Origin of the sequence: Paenibacillus cisolokensis (assembly GCF_018403665.1) — a bacterium.
GTDB classification, from domain to species: Bacteria; Bacillota; Bacilli; order Paenibacillales; family Paenibacillaceae; genus Paenibacillus_AH; species Paenibacillus_AH cisolokensis.
Map to the genome: position 1 here is coordinate 1 of NZ_BOVJ01000146.1, position 19,446 is coordinate 19,446.

The following is a 19,446-nucleotide window of genomic DNA, read 5'->3' on the forward strand; positions in this document are numbered from 1 at the left end:
CCGGCGGGGTTGGAGCGAGCGAATAAGCCCTGGAGGTTCGCAATCAGGTGCCCAGCGGTCGGGTGGCGAGGGCGAATAGAACTCTGGCCGCCATCCTGTTTAAGCATTTAACAAGAATCAGTATCGTCCGCAGACAGGGACGACGGAGTCGTTTTTCTTAAACTGTGAGGCTACAAGCGGGAGAATGCAGCCGGGATTAGTGGAAAATCGACTCGGAACGGTAAATCACGCTACCCAAATAAACGTAAATAAACTATAATGAACGTAAATGAACGTTCTTATTATAAACCAATGGAGGATGATGCAGGAATGGAAATTCGGTACGCCTCTCACCCCGCGGAAGTGAAGCATTTCGATACGGAACGTCTGCGCAAGGAATTTTTGATTGAAACGTTGTTCGTGCCGGACAAGCTGACGGCCGTATACTCGCATGTCGACCGGTTTCTCGTCGGCGGCGCGCTGCCGGTGAAGGAACCGGTGAAGCTGGAAGCGGACAAGAAGGAGATGGGAAGCGACTATTTTCTGGAACGACGCGAAATCGGCATTATCAATATCGGCGGGGCGGGCATCGTAACGGCCGACGGCGTGCGCTACGAGCTGGCGCCGCGCGACTGCCTGTACATCGGCCTCGGTACCCGCGATGTCACGTTCGCCAGCAACGATGCGGCCAATCCGGCGCGCTTCTATTACAATTCGTCGCCCGCGCATAAGTCGTATCCGACGGTGAAGGCGGCTATTGAGGAAGCGGCTCCGGTCCATCTGGGAAGCCTCAGCACCTCGAACGAGCGCACGATTTACAAATATATTCACGGCGGCGGCATCCGGAGCTGCCAGCTCGTCATGGGCATGACGCTGCTGAAAGACGGCAGCATGTGGAACACGATGCCTTGCCATACGCACAATCGCCGTTCGGAAGTATATCTATATTTTGACATGCCGGAGGACGGCGTCGTGTTCCATATGATGGGCGAGCCGCATGAAACCCGCCATCTGGTTGTGCGCAACGAGCAGGCGGTTTTCTCTCCGAGCTGGTCGATCCATAGCGGCGTCGGAACGACTAGCTACACCTTCATCTGGGGAATGGCCGGCGAAAACCAGGAATTCGACGATATGGATCCGGTCGCGATGAAAGATTTGAAATAAAGGTGTATGCGTTTTGCGCCTGAAATTTGATGGCCGGACCCCAATTCGAAAGCGAAAGCGGTTGAAAATAGATGCATGCCATGAAACGATACGAACTCATTATGGAACGGTTGATCGAGCGCAAAGAAGCCACCGTCGGCGAGCTGAGCGAAATGCTCGGCGTATCGGGCAAGACGGTGCGGGAAGATCTCGGCAAGCTCGAGGAGCGGGGGCTGCTCGTCCGCGTGCACGGCGGCGCCGTGCTGGCGCAGAGCAACCAGTGGGATATTTTCCCGAAGCGGGAGCCGATCGTCAGGCAAGCGGCGGAGAAAGCGGTCATCGGCCGCCGGGCGGCGGCGTTGATCGAACCCGGCGACATTATTGCGCTGGACGGGGGCAGCACGACGCTGGAAATCGCCCGGCTGCTGGACGATGCGCCGCTTACCGTCATTACGAACGACGTGTTTATTATCCGCGAGCTGGCAAGCAAGGAGCATATCCGGCTCGTCGTTCCCGGCGGACGCCGCGTCCGCAACATTTTGACAGGTCCGGAAGCGGTGGAATATGTGCGGAAACTGAACATCCGCAAGGCGTTCATTTCGGCGACGGCGGTCGATGCGCAGATCGGGCTGTCGATCTATACGAGCGAGCTGGCCGATTTCAAGCGGGCGCTCGTCGAAACGGCCCATGAAGTGATCGCCGTCGCCGATCATACGAAATTCGGCCAATGCGCGCTGATCACGTTCGCGGCGATCGACGAGCTGGATGCGATCGTCACGGACCGGAAGCTGCCCGCCGAGCAAGCGGCGGCATACCGGCGGCCGAAGCTGAAAATCATCGACGAATAAACGGCAGCTGCAGAACGAATGGAAAGAAAGGCGGTATAACGGACATGACGAATCGTTTTGATTTGAGCGGCAAGAAGGCTCTCGTCACCGGAACGTCCGGAGGTCTCGGGCAGGCGATGGCGGTCGGTCTGGCGGAGGCGGGAGCGGATGTGGTGCTCGTTTCCCGCTCCGACAGCGGCGAAGCGGTCCGCGCCATCAAGGCGGTCGGGCGGCGGGCGGTCCATCTGGCCGCCGATCTCGGCGAACTGGACGGCATCGGCGATGTCGTCCGGCGCGCGATAGAAGCTTTCGGCGCGATCGACATTCTGGTCAACAACGCCGGTATTATCCGGCGCACGCCGGCGGCCGATCATGCGGAGCGGGATTGGCATGACGTCATTGACGTCAATTTGCATGCCGTATTCCGGCTGTCCCAGCAGATCGGACGCCATATGATCGAGCGCGGCAGCGGCAAAATCATCAATATCGCCTCGATGCTGTCGTTCCAGGGCGGCATCAACGTTCCGGGCTATACAGCCAGCAAGCACGCGATTACCGGACTGACGAAGGCGCTCGCGAACGAATGGGCGGGCAAGGGCATTCAGGTCAATGCGATCGCGCCGGGCTATATGGCAACCGATAACACGGCGGCGCTGCGCGCCGACAAAGCGCGGCACGACTCGATACTCGAACGGATTCCGGCCGGCCGCTGGGGAACGCCGGAGGATATGAAAGGTCCAGTCATCTTCCTCGCATCCGCGGCTTCCGACTACATGAACGGCCATATCCTTTGCGTGGACGGCGGCTGGCTGGCCCGCTGACAGGCGCGGACGTATAGCGAAAAACACTCTGTCGATTGCGGCAGAGTGTTTTTTTACGCCGGTAGCGCCTTACAGGTGCGCTATGGGCCGCGCGGCGACGGCATACAAACGAAGCGGAATGCCGGATAAACTGGCTGATTTCGGCATTATGCCGGTCAAGCGAGCCTCGTTAATGCGATGTTATGCATCTTAAAAACATTAGCTTTTTCTCATCCGGATTCGGTCGAATGTCGGCAAATCAACAAATTTCGATGAACGGATTCTCATAATCGAGATTTGGCATTTATTGTGTGATCTGCGCCGATTGTTCTCATGTTACGATAATTTTCGTGAGGGGCCAAGCAGCCCGAAAAAAACGAGCATGGGAGGAAACATTCATGAAATGGCAACCGATTCGGTTGGGGATTGCTAGTCTCGTCATCGCTGGCATGACAGTAGCAGGAGTCGGAGCGACGGCGAAACCGGCGGAAGCCGCACCCGTCGTGAAGTGGAACTTCAGTGCACCGATTAAGATTGACAACAATACGCTTAAACAAATTGCAGATAAATATGGCATCAATCTCGATGATATCAATTTTGGTAACATTGACTTTGGTGGAATCGATCTTGGCCAAGGCAATTGCTTCCCGAATCTGCCCGGACAACCCGGCGGAGCAAATGGCGGCAACGGTGGCGCAGATCAAGGCAACGCCGGCAACGGCGGTGCGAACCAAGGCAACGCCGGTAATGGCAACAACGGTTCCAACGGCAATGCCGGCAACACCGGAGGTTCGACGGTAGCCCAGGATCAGTTCGCCCAGCAGGTCGTAACGCTGGTTAACCAGGAACGCGCCAAAGCAGGACTGCCTGCTCTGCAGTCGGACCCGTTGCTGACGAAAGTCGCGCTTGAAAAAGCGAAAGACATGTCGATCAACAATTACTTCAGCCATACGTCGCCGACTTACGGATCGCCATTCGATATGATGCGCTCTTTTGGCGTGAAGTATTCTTACGCAGGTGAGAACATCGCTTCCGGTCAACGTTCTCCTCAGGAAGTAATGGACGCCTGGATGAACAGCTCGGGTCACCGTGCCAATATCCTGAGCAAAAACTTTACGAAAATCGGGGTTGCGTACTACAAAGGCCAATGGGTGCAAATGTTCATCGGTTAAGCCAGTTTGAGGATATGCGCCGCCGATACGTCGACGGCGCATATTTTATTACGCTGAAACAGGAGGTTCAATGGTACGAATGGTAAAATTAGTCCGGCGGACCGTTGTAACTGCAACGTCGCTCGCCCTCGCGTTCGCGTTATCGACTTCGGCTGCGACCGCTTCCGCAGCAACCAAGACACATACGGCAACGAATCACGATACATTCTGGAAGCTTTCCCGCCAGTATAATGTCGACTTGAACAAGCTGATGAAAGCCAATCCGACGATCGATCCGCTCAACATCTATGCCGGGTTGAAAATCAAAATTCCGGCAACCGGTGCGGCATCGGTGAATACGGTCAAGGCCGCTTCCGCTTCCAAAGCCGCTCAAAATACGAAAACCGTCAAACTGAACGGCAAGACGATCGCCTACAAAACGGCGATCAAAGCAAAAGCGACGGCATATACGGCATCCCATGAGGAAAACGGCTGGGGACCGGTCGATTACTTTGGCAACCCGCTCAAAATCGGCACGGTAGCGGTCGATCCCAAAGTTATTCCGCTCGGAACGAAGCTTTATATTACCGGCTACGACTATAACGGTTTGCCGCAGGGCGGTTATTACGCAACGGCGACGGATACGGGCAGCGCGATCAACGGTTACCGGGTCGATCTGTTCGTCGGCGGCAGCCGCCAGCAAGCGAGCCAATTCGGTATTCAGTATATTAATGTTTATGTTCTGGAATAATCGCATCGACACCGGAATTTGTCAACGCAAGGACAAATTCCGGTGTTTTGCGTTTTACGGGCAGCTTGCAGCAACAGGTAGACTTGGCAAAACAGCGTTACGCCCGATGCGGCCTGCCGACAGACGGCAAGCCGAGCAGGTCGGGCACCGTCACAAGCTCGTATCCTTCGTTGCGGAGCATGGCGATCAGGCCGGGGAGCGCTGCGATCGTTCCCGACAAATCCTGACCGACGCCGCCGCCGGCATGCTGCAAAATAATGGAGCCCGGCTGAAGCGTTTTGCGCACATTTTTCAAGATTTGATACTGGTTTATGCCTTTCCAGTCGACGGAATCGACATCCCAATTGACGACGATGCGGCCGTTATCCCGCGCCCACTGCAATTGTCGGGACGAAATTTCGCCGTACGGAGGCCGGATAAGTCGCGGCTTGGAACCGGTCAGACGGGACAAAACGGTATCCGTCGTCCGGATCTCCTTGATGAACGATGCTTCGGACAAGGCTGAAAATGCGGCATGGCCGTAAGAATGATTGCCGATGGTATGGCCTTCGCGGTGAATGCGGCGAACGAGTTCCGGATATTTGACCGCTCGCCAACCGACAACGAAGAACGTCGCTTTCACTTTATGCTTGGCGAGGATGTCCAGCACTTGTCCCGTAAAACGAGGGTCCGGCACATCGTCGAACGTGAGCGCCACCTTCATCGCATTGCGGGGACCGCTGATGACGAATACGCCCGGGAAGCGGCGCTCCAGCAACGTCCAGCTTGGAATGTCCTGCCGTTGGCGTGGCTTTGCCTTGTATTCGGCGCTGGTGACGCGGGTGCCTGCTTGCCCGGCTGAAACGAATTGCGCCGGCGACGACAGGTATGCATTCGTATCCGAAGCCGCCCCGCGGTCGTGAACGCAAAGCCCCGACATGTCGGCCGCGCTGCGCATGCCCGGCGCCTCGGCAGCACATGTCCCGAAGTTCGCCAGCAACGCCGATATGATGGCCAGCATCGGCACGATGCGGCTTACCGGCAGTTGCGGCCGCTTCATTCGAATGCGTGCGGCCGGCTCTTTCCTGCAAGTCATAGCTCGAACCTCCCGATTGATGCCAGTTGTCCGGGTTAGGATGTGCGGTTTGGTCCGATATCATGCAAACTCTTTACTTCCGGAACGCGAAAGCTTAACATAGCAAATGAAAGCGTTGTACTCCAAAACGAAATGAGGAGAAGAACAAGCATGCCACTGATTGATATGCCACTGGAGCAGCTTTACGCCTACCAGGGAAGAAATCCGCGCCCTGACGATTTCGATGCGTACTGGGAGCGGGGACTGGCGGAGATGAGAGCCGTCGATGCCCGGATCGAGCTTGTTCCTAGCGATTTTGCGACGCCCGCAGCGGACTGTTTCCATTTGTATTTTAACGGGGTAAAAGGCGCTCGCGTGCATGCCAAGTATGTCCGGCCGAAGGGAGGAGCGAAGGAGCCGCATCCGGCGGTCGTCCTGTTTCACGGCTATACGGGAAGCTCCGGCGACTGGTTCGACAAACTGGCTTACGCGTCGCTCGGATTCTCGGTGCTGGCGTTGGACTGCCGTGGGCAAGGAGGGCGTTCGCAGGATTCCGGATCGGTCGTAGGCAACACGCATCGCGGGCATATTATCCGCGGTCTTGACGGCGAGCCGGACGATCTGCTGTACAGGCAAATTTTCCTCGATACCGCCCAGCTTGCCGCCATCGCCATGTCGCTTCCGGAAGTCGATCCGGAGGAGGTATACGCAGCCGGCGGATCGCAAGGAGGCGCCCTGGCCATTGCCTGCGCGGCGCTGGAGCCCCGCGTGAAGAAGCTTGCGCCGGTGTTTCCGTTTCTGAGCGATTATCGGCGCGTCTGGGAAATGGATCTGGCCAAAGGCGCTTACGAGGAACTGAGCACCTATTTCCGCATGTTCGATCCGCAGCACAAGCGGGAAGAGGAAATTTTCACCCGTCTCGGTTATATTGATATTCAGCATTTGGCCAATCGCATTCGCGGGGAAGTGCTGTTCGGAGTCGGGCTGATGGATACGATCTGTCCGCCGTCTACCCAGTTCGCGGCATACAACAAGATCACTTCGAAGAAAAGGCTGGAAATTTTCCCGGACTTCGGGCATGAAGGTCTTCCGGGCTTGCAGGACAAAATCGCCCGCTTCTTCCTGGGGTTGTATTGACGCAATAATCGGCGTATTCGGATCGCAATCCTATGTCCCCTGCTCCCCAGCGTGGGCGGGGGATATAGGATTATAGGCATGCCCTGCTTGCCGATTGAATCGTTTGGCATCGAAAGCGATCAAATCGGGGTTCAAAATTATACATATGATAAATATAAAAGGTCGGGTCAAATGAGCATATCCGCATATCTGAGTCCGGAAGATCTTGAAAACAGGTGTCTTCCATGACTTTAAAAGCAAGAATATTTATCATTTTTTATTCAGTTCACTCGTTTCTTTTATAAGCATCAGCATCATTTCTTATTTTACGATCAACTCCATCTTATCGAATAAAATTGAAACAGGCATTCGCAGCAACCTCAAGCAAGTGACGCTGTCTTTGGAAAAATCGATCAACAGTCTGAACCATATTTCCCAGCAATTCGCTTATGAAGGCACGATCGTAAGAGAGCTCGACGAGCTTATGCGAACCGAAGAACCGTTTCTCCGCATGAAGCTGCAGCACCAATTCAAGAAAAAATTGAACCTGATTACATTCACCAATCCGGATATCGGCCTGACATTGTATTATTTCGGAAACGATCAAAAATACCAATTCGAAAATTTACCGGTGAAATACAGCTTCTCTCCCAAGAAACTGCCTCTTTTTGCCGGATATTATGGCATTTCCTATTATGGACCTCATGAAAGCTTTAACCGGCTCGACAACCGATATGTGCTTTCGGCATTAAGAAAAGTGGATTTCCCCGGCAGAGACGATGTGTATGTCTATATCGAGATGGGCCTTCAATTGGTCCAAAATATGCCCGATCGTGATCAATCCAAAATAATTTTCCCATGTTATTTTGGATAACAACGGGAAAATCATCTATAGCGAAGTTCCGCGGTTATTCAGAAGCGGCACAACCTTCTCCGATTTTTCGAAAGACGATACGTCCGGCTACAGCAAAGGTTATTACTGGTACAAGCAGGCGAGCAGTCAAGGCTGGAGCGTCGTATCGGTCATTGCGGAAAAAGATTTTAACGAAGAAAAAAATCGATGGATCGTCCAGATTTCATTATTCACCTTGTTCCTGATTACGGTAACATTATTGCTTGCATGGCTGCTGTGGAAGATGGTATACAAGCCTCTTAACCAGTTCCAGACGGAAATCAAAATGATTACGCAAACGCAAACCAACGCCAACCTCGAACAGACGAAGATACCGGAATTTCACACGTTGCTGCGTCAATTTCAAAAAATGAAAAAACAAATATGGGACCTGTTTCATGAAGTGAGAGAAAAAGAGAAGCAGCGGGTCGACCTGGAAGTGGAAAAACTGCTTTATCAGATCAATCCTCACTTTTTGATGAATACGCTCGATACCGCGCACTGGCTTGCAGTCATGAACGGGCAGCAAGAGCTCGATCGTCTGATCCAATCGTTGAACAAATTATTGTATTACAATTTGGGGAAATTAGGACGGCCTTCTACCATTGAAGAAGAAGTAGACGCGATAAAACAATATTTGACGCTGCAGCAAATCCGATACAATTTTCAATTCGACGTTCGCATTCATGTGGACGAGAACGTATTAAAAATACCGGTTCCCCGCTTCATTTTGCAGCCGCTCGTGGAAAATTCGCTCTATCACGGATTGCAGGACGACGGGTACATTCGGATAGACGTCCGTTTAAATCAGGGCATCGAGATCGCGATTCATGATAACGGCTCGGGCATGTCGGAGGAAACCGTACAAAAATTGCTGCATAGCAGAACGGCCGGACAGCAGAAGGTCGGACTTGGAATCGGCTTGAATTATGTGAAACGGACGATCGAGTCCCGATATGGAGATAAAGCCGGGCTGGAGATAAAGAGCGAAATAGGGAAAGGGACAAGCATCTATCTAACGTTGCCGATTGAAGAGGTGAGAACGCAGCATGATTAAAGTACTCGTGGTGGAAGACGACAAACTGGTCCGAAAAGGGCTCATTTCGGTGATGCCGTGGCAGCAATTCGGGATGCAGGTCGTCGGTGAAGCGAATAACGGAGAGAAAGCGCTGGAATTGCTGGAATCGCAAGCTGTCGATTTGTTACTGACGGACCTCGCCATGCCTGTAATGTCCGGGATTGAATTGATGAGGATCGTCCGCAAGCGATTTCCCCATGTTCATATCGTCGTTCTGACTTTGCATCAAGATTTCGAATATATCCAGGAAGCGCTCCGGCTGGGGGCCATTGATTATATTGCGAAGGTGGAGCTCGAGCAAGATCAATTGGATGAAGTTCTGGGGAGGATCGCAATCCGGATTCAAGAACAGTCGAAGCACAGCGACGTTCAACATGTTCAGCACGAATTCGCGCCTCTTGCGCCCGACCGGGGATATGCGGTCGTTTGTCTGAACGGCGTTTCGTATCGCGAGTGGGCCGACAATTTGAAACTCTCTGCGCACGTTCGCATCATCGAAGCGGACCGGAGCAGTTGGCTGCTGCTTTCCGAAGAAGGGGATGACCGTAATCTTTCGCAGCAATTATCGAACAACGTGAGCGCATCGGAAAACGGTGTTTTGGTCGAATTATCCGGTTTGGCGGGATGGACCAGGTCAGAAGTGCAGCGATGGATAAGGGATTTTGCGGAGAGGGAATTGTTTTATCTTTATCGCCCCGACTGCAAGATTATCGCGATCTGCATTCATAAAGGCTATCAGCAGCTGGCAGAACCTGCGGAAGAAGAGCTGGAATCGCTGAAAGATTTATGGCTGTCCGCCGAATGGCTTTATCATGACGGGTTGTTTGCCAAACTCGTCCGGGAAATCAAGCTGCTCAGACTGCCGAAAGCGAAGCTGCTGGGGCTGTTATACGCCTTTGTTAACGAGTGGAACCGCTTATATTCCCAACCGATGCTCGGGAAAATTACGCTGAAGGAACCGGTCCATTCGTGGTTTCAAGTCGAGCAGTGGCTGGTCGGCATCCGCGAATTGGTCCGGCTTGCGGTACATAAAACCGGTTACTCGCAGCAAATCGTAGACTGCATTCTGAAAGCGGAACAATTCATGCGTTCCGAAATGGATCAGCCGTTGACTGCCGCCTATGTGGCCAGAAGGATGAATATGAGCCGCAGTTATTTCAGCCAGTGCTTTAAAGATATTATCGGTAATACGTTCAATGAGCATCTTCGGATGATCCGTATGGCAAAGGCAAAGCAGTATCTGCTTTACACGAACAAAACGATTCAATGGATTGCGCAGCATACCGGGTATATGGACGACAAATATTTTAGCCGCACTTTTCGGGAATTTACGGGAATGCTTCCGAGCGAATACCGGCTCAGCAAACGTGCGGAAGCGTAAAACGATGCCGATAGCAAGAGGTAACGCATGCTGAACAAAAGCGCCGCAGTATTCATTTTCGCATTGTTGATTGTGATCGCAACTTGCAGCAGATCAAATATACCGGACTCCGGCTCCGCTTTGGTAACCGCCGAACATCATCCGTTCGGGAAATACGAGCAGCCGATTACGCTGCGCATCGGAATGGGAGTAGACCCTACTTTCAAGTCATACACCGGGGAGACCCCGGCCCGTAATCCTTGGGTTACGGCCATTAAAGATACGCTCAATGTGAACATCAAAATTGATTGGATGGTCGCCAACGAGAATATGGAACAAAAGATCGATTTGGCGATCGCCAGCAATACGCTGCCGGATGCGATGGTGGTCTCCCAATTTCAATTAAAGCAAATGGTCAAAGCCGACGAGCTGGCCGATTTGACGGAAGTGTATCATCGTTACGCATCGCCCGTCATGAAACGCATTATCGACAGCACAAACGGGAAGGCGATGGAACACGCCACGTTCGACGGCAAAATGCTCGCCCTTCCATCCGTCGAAGCGGAAGATATCAGCATGATGTGGATTCGTCAGGACTGGCTGGACCGTCTCGGCCTTCAGCCGCCCGCAACGATGGAGAAGTTGGAGCAAACGGCGAGAGCTTTCGTCGAGAGAGATCCTGACGGGAACGGCCGGGCGGATACGGTCGGCATCGTTACAGGCCCTTCTCTTTATGACGATTTTCATTCCGGTCCCGGCAGCTTTAATTTAAATCCGGTCTTTTCCGCCTATAATAGCTACCCCGGCTTTTGGCTGAAAGGCGCCGACGGAAAACCGGTCTACGGATCGATCCAGCCGGAGACGAAAGCAGCGCTTGCCAAGCTTCGCGATCTGTATGGCAGCGGGTTGATCGATCAGGAAATGGGGATTCGCGAATCGCCCGCAGAAGCCGTGATCGACGGCAAAGGCGGAATATTTTTTGCGCCTTTCTCAGGGGGATATTGGCCGGTGCCGGAAGCTTTGAAAAACAACCCGCGAGCCAATTGGCAGGCTTACGCCTTGCCGCTCGATGCTGACGGGCATTTTAATGCCAAAATGTTTAAGCCGACGAAATCGTTTGTGGTCGTCCGCAAAGGCTATGAATACCCTGAAGCGGTAATCAAAGTGGCGAATTTGATTTTGCGGGACGAGTACAAATACGGGATAGACTTTCAGCCATTGCGGATTACGCTTGCTCCCCGCGATGAAATTTCGTTTTCTGTAAAAGCACTTCATGACGTGATGGCCGGGGAAAGCAAGCCCGAAGATTTTGCCGATAAAGTCGAATATTCGTTGCTGCATAACGACTTGAACGCCATCAAAAATACGAAACTGGCTCCCTACGATCGCACCGATATTCAATACTGGAATACGCGGGGCAGCAATTTCAAACGAGCCTATTCCTTGCTGGTAGGCGGGAGAAATCTGCTCGATCCAAATCTGAACAAAGTGAGCAGCATCTACTATTCGCATACCGAAACGATGGAGACGCAATGGCGCCACCTTGTGGACGCGGAGATGGATTTGTTCACGCAGATTATTATGGGGGTCGCGCCGCTCGAAGCCTTCGACCGATGGGTCGAAGAGTGGAAAAGACAAGGCGGCGATCGGATTACAGACGAAGTGGCGCAAGCGATGATGCAGAGATAACCGGTACCTTCTCAGGGACCGGTTTTTTGTATGAGCGGATGCGGAACTTGCGACGACGTTAGACAAATGTCGTCGGACAAGGGGGAGAAATGTCGTTACGGTTGCAGTCATTTTTCTACCTGAATTCGCTACCGCTTCCTATCTAGTATTCCGGCTTTTTACCTTATGCTAAAGATAAACTGTCGGATTTCAATGGCGCAGATTGGAGATGACGGAATGAAATTCAATATGGCGAGAGCGAGACGTTGTGCCATCGTATTGACATGCTGTATGGCAGCGTTCGCTACCGGATGCAGGATAAGCGGGAAGAAGGACATTGAAATAGATGCCGCTCAGGCGGCGGGCGAAGGCATAATGAAGTGGATCGCCACCGACAAAGCGGCCTATCGCCCGGGAGAGCCCGTGAACTTTACGCTTCGGCTCCATCCGTTCGAACCCGATACCAAAGTGCTTGTTCAGTATCGTCATCTCGGCGCGAAGATCGGCGAACGGGAAATGAAAGCGGAAGGGGAACGGGTCGTCTGGAGCTGGAAGCCGCCGAAAGATGACTTCAGAGGCTATATGGCGGAAGTATTCGTTGTAAAGCATGACCGGATCGCGGACCACCTTAATATTGCCGTCGATGTTTCCTCCGACTGGAGCAAATTTCCGCGTTACGGTTATTTGGCGGATTTCCACAAGATGAGCCGGGAACAGATGGAGAGCGTGATCGAACGTCTGAACCGGTTCCATATTAACGGAATCCAGTTTTACGATTGGCAATACAAGCATCACGATCCGATCAAACGGGTCGGCGGCAAGCCGGCGGACATGTGGCCGGATATTGCGAACCGTCCGGTCGCTTTCGATACGGTGAAAGGCTATATTGATCTCGCGCACGGCAAAAATATGAAAGCGATGAATTATAACCTGATATTCGGTGCATACGAGGACGCGGCGGAAGACGGCGTGAAAACAGAATGGGGGCTGTTCAAAGGCCGCGACCGAACCGATCAGGACAAACACCCGCTTCCGGGCTGGGCAAGCGATATTATGCTGTACGATCCCGGCAACCCCGAATGGCAAAACTATCTTATCGGGAAAGAGAAAGAGGTGTTCAACACGCTGCCTTTCGACGGCTGGCATGTGGACCAACTGGGCGATCGGGGGATGTTGTTCGATGCAGCGGGGAAATTGGTCAATCTTCCGCAAGGCTATGTTTCGTTTCTAAAGGCGGCCAAGAAAAACCTGGACGTCGCGTATGTCATGAATGCAGTCGATCAATACGGGCAGGGCTTGCTGGCGGCGCTCGCGCCCGTTGATTTTCTCTATACCGAGGTTTGGTCCTATCCGAAGTATGACGATTTGAAAGCGGTGATCGATCGAAACAGCCAATCCGGCAGAAACAAATTGAACACGGTTCTCGCCGCGTATATGAACTACGATCATTCCAAATCCGGACGGGGGCAGTTTAATCCGGCGGGCGTTTTGCTTACGGACGCGGTCATCTTCGCCTCCGGCGGGGCTCACTTGGAGCTTGGGGAAAATATGCTCTCCAACGAGTATTTTCCCAACAAAATTTATCCGTGTCGCCCGAATTGGAAGCGCAGCTGATTCGCTATTACGATTTTCTTACGGCGTACCAAAATATTTTGCGCGACGGTCTTGAAGATTCGAAGCTGAAAGTTGCGGGATCGGGCGGGCCGGAAATATCGGCAAGAGCCGAACAGGGCAAAATATGGTCCTTTGCGAAGCGAAAGAATCGAAGCGATATTATTCACTTTATCAATTTCACCAGCGCGACAACGATGGATTGGAAAGACAACGAGGCTAATCAGGCCGAGCCGGAAGAGCTTCGGGATGTGAGCGTCATCTTTCCGGCGGACCGGAAGGTCGGCGGCATCATGTTTGCTTCTCCCGATTATTACAACGGTTCGCCCGTGCCGTTGACGTTTGAACAGCAAGACGGACAGGTGTCATTCAAGCTGCCGAAATTAAAGTATTGGGATCTGGTCAAAATCGACTACAAATAAACGGCATTGCCGCATCGTAGACAAATGTTCGACAGATAGGGAGAAACATGTCGTTCGCCTGCAGATGGCAGCTGCCGCCGCTTCGAAACTTGCAATCATTTGTCTATCCTAACTGGCGACCGCATTCTATCTTAGCGACAGTTTCTTTCACTTTATAATAAAAAGGCATTCAAGCACATTTCGAGTACATGGAGGGTCCCGATGAAAAGAAAAATTGCCTTACTCCTTTCGCTTGCGCTCATTTTTCGCTTGTGCTTTCCGCTTGTTCGAAAGATGAGGGAGCGGCGGAATCCAATGAGTCCAATGAAGCCGATGAGACAGAAGAAGTCGCCCAGAATGAACAAAGTTCCGAATCGGCCGGAATTGACGAAGACGGAAACGGCGTTCCCGACTGGCAGGAAAACCGATCGAATTGTTGTTCGCGTTGCGTTTCTACGGTGAAAATGACGATGCCAACCCGATTTATTTGAATATTAAGAAATTTACCGAAAAGTATCCGAATATCAAAGTTACCCGCGACCGTCAATTCGCTATTGAGCAGCCGGATGGCGACGAGCTTGAAATCCTGACGGCAAGAGCGATGGAAGGCACGCTGCCGGATATTTTCTATTCGCCGCTATCGGCCGAGGTGTATGACAGGGAGCTCACGTTGGACCTGACGCCTTATCTGGAAGCCGATCCGGACTCGAAATGGATATCCGAGAACGCGAGAAGCTTTATGCAAACGTACGACGGCAAAGAAGTATACGGGATTCCCTGGATGTCCGTCGCGCAGTTCCCGGCATTAAACCTGAAATTGCTAAGAGAAAACAATATTGCGATTCCGCCGTACAACTGGACTTATGACGATTACGAGCATCTTCGTTCCGAAGTCGCCAAGCTTACGCCCAATAACCCGATTTGGCCGGGAATGATTGAATTTATCGAATTCGGGTCGCATTACTTTGACAGCATTCCGAACGGCTGGAAAGGGTTCAATATGGAAACGCGCCGATTCGATTACACCAATAGCAAAAAATTCGGCGAATGGCTCGATCAGGTTTCCAAAGAAGGCAAGCAGGGACTGCACTTTTACGATTTGACCGAAGAGGAAAGAGCGAAGAAAGCGGGAAATCTGGGCTGGTCCTGGGGCGACGGCCTGGAAGCGGTCGGAAACGTTTGGATGTATGCGCTGAGCTCGGATGTGAATGAATTGATTAAAACGCGCAAAATGGAAATCGATATTTACCCGATGCCGCAAGCGCCGGAAGGCGGCACAACCAGTATTCACGCTTATTACGACACGCTAAGCTTGTCCAGCGCACTATCGGAAGATCCGGTCAAAGCGGAAGCGGCATTCCAATTATTGAAATGGTTGACATACAGCGAAGAAGGATTGATATCCCGCTGGGCGCTGATCGATGAATATACCGGACTTCCCGAAGATGCGCCGTTAAGAGCGGAAGACCGGTTGATGGATTTCGTTCAGGGGTGGCCGATTACGACGAATCCTGAAGTGTTGAAGCATCATCCGCTTGTCAAAGGATTCCCGGAAGATAGCGAGCTGGCGATCTTTAATTTCCCGGCATTCCAGAATGTCGACTTCCAGCAGATGCTTTCGAATCCGATACCTTACCCGAGACATATACCCGGCGTAGCCAAAACTTACGGTACGTTGAACCCGTGGGACATTCGGGACGATATCCGGGACGAAGGCAAAAATACAGCGACATTGCTCCGGAATGGGATGCGCTGCTGAATAAAACATTGGACGATTATTTGAGGGAATATAACAAATAATTGGAGATGAACAGTCAATAGTTTCTAATTAGAAATAATTAGAAACTATTGACTTATTCTTAAAGTTTCAGATTCATACCGCAAAATTTTTGTTAGGTTGTGATCAAGTGACAACAAAAAAGAAAGCCCCTTTACGATTATTCGGTTTGCTCCTCATGGCGGCGGCGGCCGCCGCGTTGTACTTCGGCAGCAATGATCGGCCTGCCGGTTCCGGGCAAGAACGGTCCGGCGCCGATCCCGGACACAGTATTGCAGCTTTGGAGACGTTTGTGACGGCCAATGGCGAAAATAGCAGCTATTATCATGTCTACAAGAAATGGGAAGAAGCGAAAGAAGCCGTTCCAAACCGCCAGTACAACATTCCGGCAGCTGCGATGACCGGCGGAAAAGTATACGGCCGTTCTCAAAGCGAAGGGTATGGAAGCGATGTCGTCTATCTTGAACCGAAAGAGGTTCTGACTTTCGATGCGGATGTCGCCGAGCAAGGTTTGTATGAAATATGGATCGACTATTACACGTTGGACAAAACAGCTTTAAACCCGGAACTTGACGTTGAAATTAACGGCAAATATCAATTTAACGAAATGAACAAATTAAATCTTGCAATCGACTGGAAGGTGGACGACGGCAGCCGCAAGGTTGACCGTTTCGGCGATGAATTGACGCCGAAGTCGGTCATTATGGCCAGATGGAGAAGCGAAGGTTTGGCCGATCCCAATTATTTTTTACCGAACCGTTGAAATTCTTATTGCATAAAGGGAAAAATTCGGTCCGCATCACGCTGAACGAAGGTTATATTTTGGTCGGAAAAATCGAGCTGAAAAATACGCAACCTTCTGCCGTGGCCTATAACGAATATCGCGCAGCCCTTGAAGGCGCAAACCTTGAAGATTCGAAAAACGGTTCGAACAAGGTGATAACGATCGAAGCCGAACAAGTCTCGCTTAAAAGCAGGCAAAGCATTCGCGCCAAATATGTCAGAGATCCGCAAGTGACGCCCTATGCATATAAACACCGGGTCATGAACGTACTGGACGGCTATTCGTTCGGGGAAAGCGGGGACCGGGTGTCCTATCCGTTTACGGTGGAAGAAAGCGGATACTATGAATTGACGTTTAAATACTCCCAGGATACCAACAACGGGATGCCGACGAACAGGAGAATCGAAATTGACGGGGAAGTCCCGTTCAAAGAGCTGGAACATTACGCATTCCACTATTCCAGCGGCTGGAAAAACGAAACGCTTCAGGATGAAAACAGGGTCCCTTACCAAATTTATTTACATAAAGGCGAACATACGCTTACGCTGTCGATTGATAACGCCAAAATCAGGGAGATCTATCACGAACTGCTTAGAACCTTGGAGGCTATCGATATTACCGCTCAACATGTGAATCGCTTGACAGGCGGCCTGATCGACAAGGAACGGACGTGGAAAATTGAAACCTATATCCCCGAAATCGCCGCATATTTGCAAGGGATCGCGGCTAAGATCGAGGAGCAAAAGCTTGCCTTGATTGCGCAGACTCAAAACGACGATTTGCCCGTCATTACGGAGCTTGAAATCGCCGAACAATTGATACGCGAATTTATTCAAGACCCGGAACAATTGCCGCATTATATGACCAAGTTCAATGAAGGCCCGTCTTCCGCATACGGAAAAATAAAGTCCGTACTCCCGATGCTCGTTTACAATCCGCTTCATCTGGACAAAATCTACGTTCACAACGGCGGCGAACTGCCGGCGCCAAAAGCCAATCTGCTTACAAGGACGGTCGAAAACACGAAAGCATTCTTTTATACCTTTGCCAACCCCAGATATGTCCAGGCCGCGGAAATTGACGATGATACGGTCGAGATATGGGTGAATCAATCCAGATTATATGTGGAAATCATTCAGCGGATGATCGATGAGGAGTTTACGCCTGAAACAGGCATCAAAATCAACCTGTCCATCTTGCCGGACGAAAACAAAATCGTGTTGTCGAATGCGGCAGACAGCACGCCGGACGCGGCTTTGGGCGTCAGTCACGGCAGACCTTTCGAACTGGCGCTCAGAGGGATCATCGAAAATTTGAGAACGTACGACGGATTCTACGAATTGGCGGAACAATACCATCCCGGGGCGTTTATACCGTTTATTTATGACGAGGGCGTGTACGCTTTCCCGGAAACGCAAGACGTCAAAATGTTATTTTACCGCAAAGATATTTTGGATTTCCTGGGAGAAGAACCGCCCGAGACGTGGGACGATGTCGTCAGTCTCGTTCCGATGCTGCAAAAATATGACATGAATTTCTATACGCCGCTCGGTTCCGACAATGCGTACAAAGGATTCGACGTGACGACACCGTTCATCTATCAATTCGGCGGACAGCTGTACGATGAGACGGGAACCAAAACCGTCATCCATAAAGACGGCGCGTACCAGGCGTTCGAATTTATGACCGACCTCTTTACCGTTTACAACGTTCCGGTTACGACCTCCGAGTTTTTTCAAAGCTTTCGGAACGGGAAAACGCCGGTTGGAATCGGCGACGCCAACACTTACATTCAATTAAAGCATGCCGCGCCGGAGCTGGCCGGGCAATGGGGGATTCTCCCGATCCCGGGCGTCAAAAATAAAGCCGGAATCATTGAGCGCTGGGATCCTACATACGGCAGCGCAAGCATCATATTCAAAAACAGCGACAAAAAGGAAGCGGCTTGGGAGTTCATCAAGTGGTGGGCAAGCGCCGAGACGCAAAGTGCGTTTTCGTACAATATTCAGGCAACATTGGGAGATAAGTTTCTGTATATGACGGCAAACCTGGAAGGGTTCGAAAACAGCGCATGGCCTTCCGACTCCAAGGACGTCATTCTGGAGCAATGGAAGTGGATCCAGGCAACCGGAAAAGTGCCCGGGGACTATGTGTTGGAGCGCGAAATCAGCAATGCGTGGAACCAGGTCGTATTTGACAAGCAAAACCCGCGAATTGCAATCGACAATGCCGTAAAAATCATCAACAGGGAATTGGAACGGAAACTGAACGAGTTTGGTTATATCGAGAACGGCAACATGATCAAACCTTACGTTGTTCCAATGCTCGAAAATGTAGAGAACTGGGTGAGAACCAATGGAAAGTAGCGTCGAGGCAAACGTAAGGGTGCAGCGCCAACGCCAACTGAAGCAAAGCCTTGCCCGATGGGCGGAGTCTCCTTATCTGTTCATTTTGCCATATGCCGTATTGTTTTCGCTGTTGATTGTTTTGCCGGTGGCTGTCGCTATCGCGTTGTCTTTTACTTACTTTAATACTGTCGAATTTCCAAAGTTCGTCGGATTTCAAAATTACATCGATCTATTTACAGGCGATACGGTGTTTTTACAGCATGCGGTGTCCAATACTTTGCTATATGCCGTTATCGTAGGGCCTATCGGGTATATACTCGCGTTTTTGCTCGCCTGGATGCTTTCGCAAGTGCCCCACAACATCAGAACGATCTATACTGTCATCATTTATTCTCCTTCCGTGACCGGCCCCGTCATGATGGCGGTCGTATGGAGGGTGCTGTTCAGCGGAGACCGTGCAGGCTATTTAAACTATTGGCTTCTGAACATGAACTTCATTCAGGAGCCGCTGCAGTGGTTAAAGTCGCCGGATTTGCTGGTGCCGATCATGATTTTTATCGGACTGTGGGGAAGTATGGGCGTAGGATTTCTGGCCATGCTGGCAGGCTTGCTGAATATCGACAGAACGTTGTATGAAGCGGCTTATATCGACGGAATTCAAAATCGCTGGCAAGAAATTTTTATATCACTATTCCGTCGATGAAGC

General features: G+C 51.5%; 15 protein-coding genes and 1 pseudogene. 15 read left to right on the forward strand and 1 reads right to left on the reverse strand.

Translation table 11 applies throughout. The features are described from left to right. Positions 1–309: 309 nt before the first annotated feature. The 5 genes from kduI to PACILC2_RS19220 all read left to right on the forward strand — a co-directional run bounded on the left by kduI (position 310) and on the right by PACILC2_RS19220 (position 4,651). Positions 310–1,143, forward strand: coding sequence for a 5-dehydro-4-deoxy-D-glucuronate isomerase (gene kduI / locus PACILC2_RS19200; RefSeq protein WP_213530178.1), 834 nt, complete (start codon positions 310–312; stop codon positions 1,141–1,143). Positions 1,144–1,214: 71 nt separating this feature from the next. After that, positions 1,215–1,970 (forward strand): DeoR/GlpR family DNA-binding transcription regulator, encoded by a 756-nt coding sequence (locus tag PACILC2_RS19205; RefSeq protein ID WP_213530180.1) that lies wholly within the window; start codon positions 1,215–1,217, stop codon positions 1,968–1,970. A gap of 44 nt (positions 1,971–2,014) precedes the next feature. Further along, complete coding sequence (gene kduD, locus PACILC2_RS19210) at positions 2,015–2,770, forward strand: 2-dehydro-3-deoxy-D-gluconate 5-dehydrogenase KduD (RefSeq protein WP_213530182.1); 756 nt, start codon at positions 2,015–2,017, stop codon at positions 2,768–2,770. A gap of 377 nt (positions 2,771–3,147) precedes the next feature. Further along, complete coding sequence (locus PACILC2_RS19215) at positions 3,148–3,921, forward strand: CAP domain-containing protein (protein ID WP_213530184.1); 774 nt, start codon at positions 3,148–3,150, stop codon at positions 3,919–3,921. Positions 3,922–4,000: 79 nt separating this feature from the next. After that, complete coding sequence (locus PACILC2_RS19220) at positions 4,001–4,651, forward strand: 3D domain-containing protein (RefSeq protein WP_244863648.1); 651 nt, start codon at positions 4,001–4,003, stop codon at positions 4,649–4,651. A gap of 97 nt (positions 4,652–4,748) precedes the next feature. On the opposite strand, the gene PACILC2_RS19225 is transcribed toward PACILC2_RS19220, so the two are convergent. Further along, positions 4,749–5,726: a polysaccharide deacetylase family protein gene (locus tag PACILC2_RS19225; RefSeq protein ID WP_244863649.1), complete on the reverse strand. Its 978-nt coding sequence runs from the start codon at positions 5,724–5,726 to the stop codon at positions 4,749–4,751. 150 nt (positions 5,727–5,876) lie between these two features. On the opposite strand from PACILC2_RS19225, the gene PACILC2_RS19230 reads away from it, so the two are divergent. The 10 genes and pseudogenes from PACILC2_RS19230 to PACILC2_RS19275 all read left to right on the forward strand — a co-directional run bounded on the left by PACILC2_RS19230 (position 5,877) and on the right by PACILC2_RS19275 (position 19,443). Further along, positions 5,877–6,842, forward strand: coding sequence for an alpha/beta fold hydrolase (locus PACILC2_RS19230; protein ID WP_213530188.1), 966 nt, complete (start codon positions 5,877–5,879; stop codon positions 6,840–6,842). Between the two features lie 205 nt (positions 6,843–7,047). Then, a complete protein-coding gene (locus PACILC2_RS27280; RefSeq protein WP_244863650.1) occupies positions 7,048–7,695 on the forward strand; it encodes a hypothetical protein in 648 nt (215 codons plus the stop codon). Continuing rightward, entirely contained in the window at positions 7,688–8,770 is a 1,083-nt protein-coding gene (locus PACILC2_RS27285; RefSeq protein WP_244863651.1) for a sensor histidine kinase, read from the forward strand. The genes PACILC2_RS27280 and PACILC2_RS27285 overlap by 8 nt, the downstream gene beginning before the upstream one ends. Further along, a complete protein-coding gene (locus PACILC2_RS19240) occupies positions 8,763–10,172 on the forward strand; it encodes a response regulator transcription factor (RefSeq protein ID WP_062491398.1) in 1,410 nt (469 codons plus the stop codon). The genes PACILC2_RS27285 and PACILC2_RS19240 overlap by 8 nt, the downstream gene beginning before the upstream one ends. Before the next feature lie 27 nt (positions 10,173–10,199). Further along, positions 10,200–11,840, forward strand: coding sequence for an extracellular solute-binding protein (locus PACILC2_RS19245; RefSeq protein ID WP_062491400.1), 1,641 nt, complete (start codon positions 10,200–10,202; stop codon positions 11,838–11,840). A 354-nt stretch (positions 11,841–12,194) separates the two neighbouring features. After that, positions 12,195–13,852: pseudogene (locus PACILC2_RS19250) on the forward strand (glycoside hydrolase family 66 protein). Between the two features lie 412 nt (positions 13,853–14,264). After that, entirely contained in the window at positions 14,265–15,590 is a 1,326-nt protein-coding gene (locus PACILC2_RS19260; protein ID WP_213530194.1) for an ABC transporter substrate-binding protein, read from the forward strand. Between the two features lie 148 nt (positions 15,591–15,738). Continuing rightward, complete coding sequence (locus PACILC2_RS19265) at positions 15,739–16,371, forward strand: hypothetical protein (protein ID WP_213530196.1); 633 nt, start codon at positions 15,739–15,741, stop codon at positions 16,369–16,371. Between the two features lie 59 nt (positions 16,372–16,430). Further along, a complete protein-coding gene (locus PACILC2_RS19270) occupies positions 16,431–18,758 on the forward strand; it encodes an extracellular solute-binding protein (protein ID WP_213530198.1) in 2,328 nt (775 codons plus the stop codon). After that, positions 18,748–19,443 (forward strand): carbohydrate ABC transporter permease, encoded by a 696-nt coding sequence (locus tag PACILC2_RS19275; RefSeq protein ID WP_244863652.1) that lies wholly within the window; start codon positions 18,748–18,750, stop codon positions 19,441–19,443. Before PACILC2_RS19270 ends, PACILC2_RS19275 begins: the two co-directional genes overlap by 11 nt. Positions 19,444–19,446 lie beyond the last annotated feature (3 nt).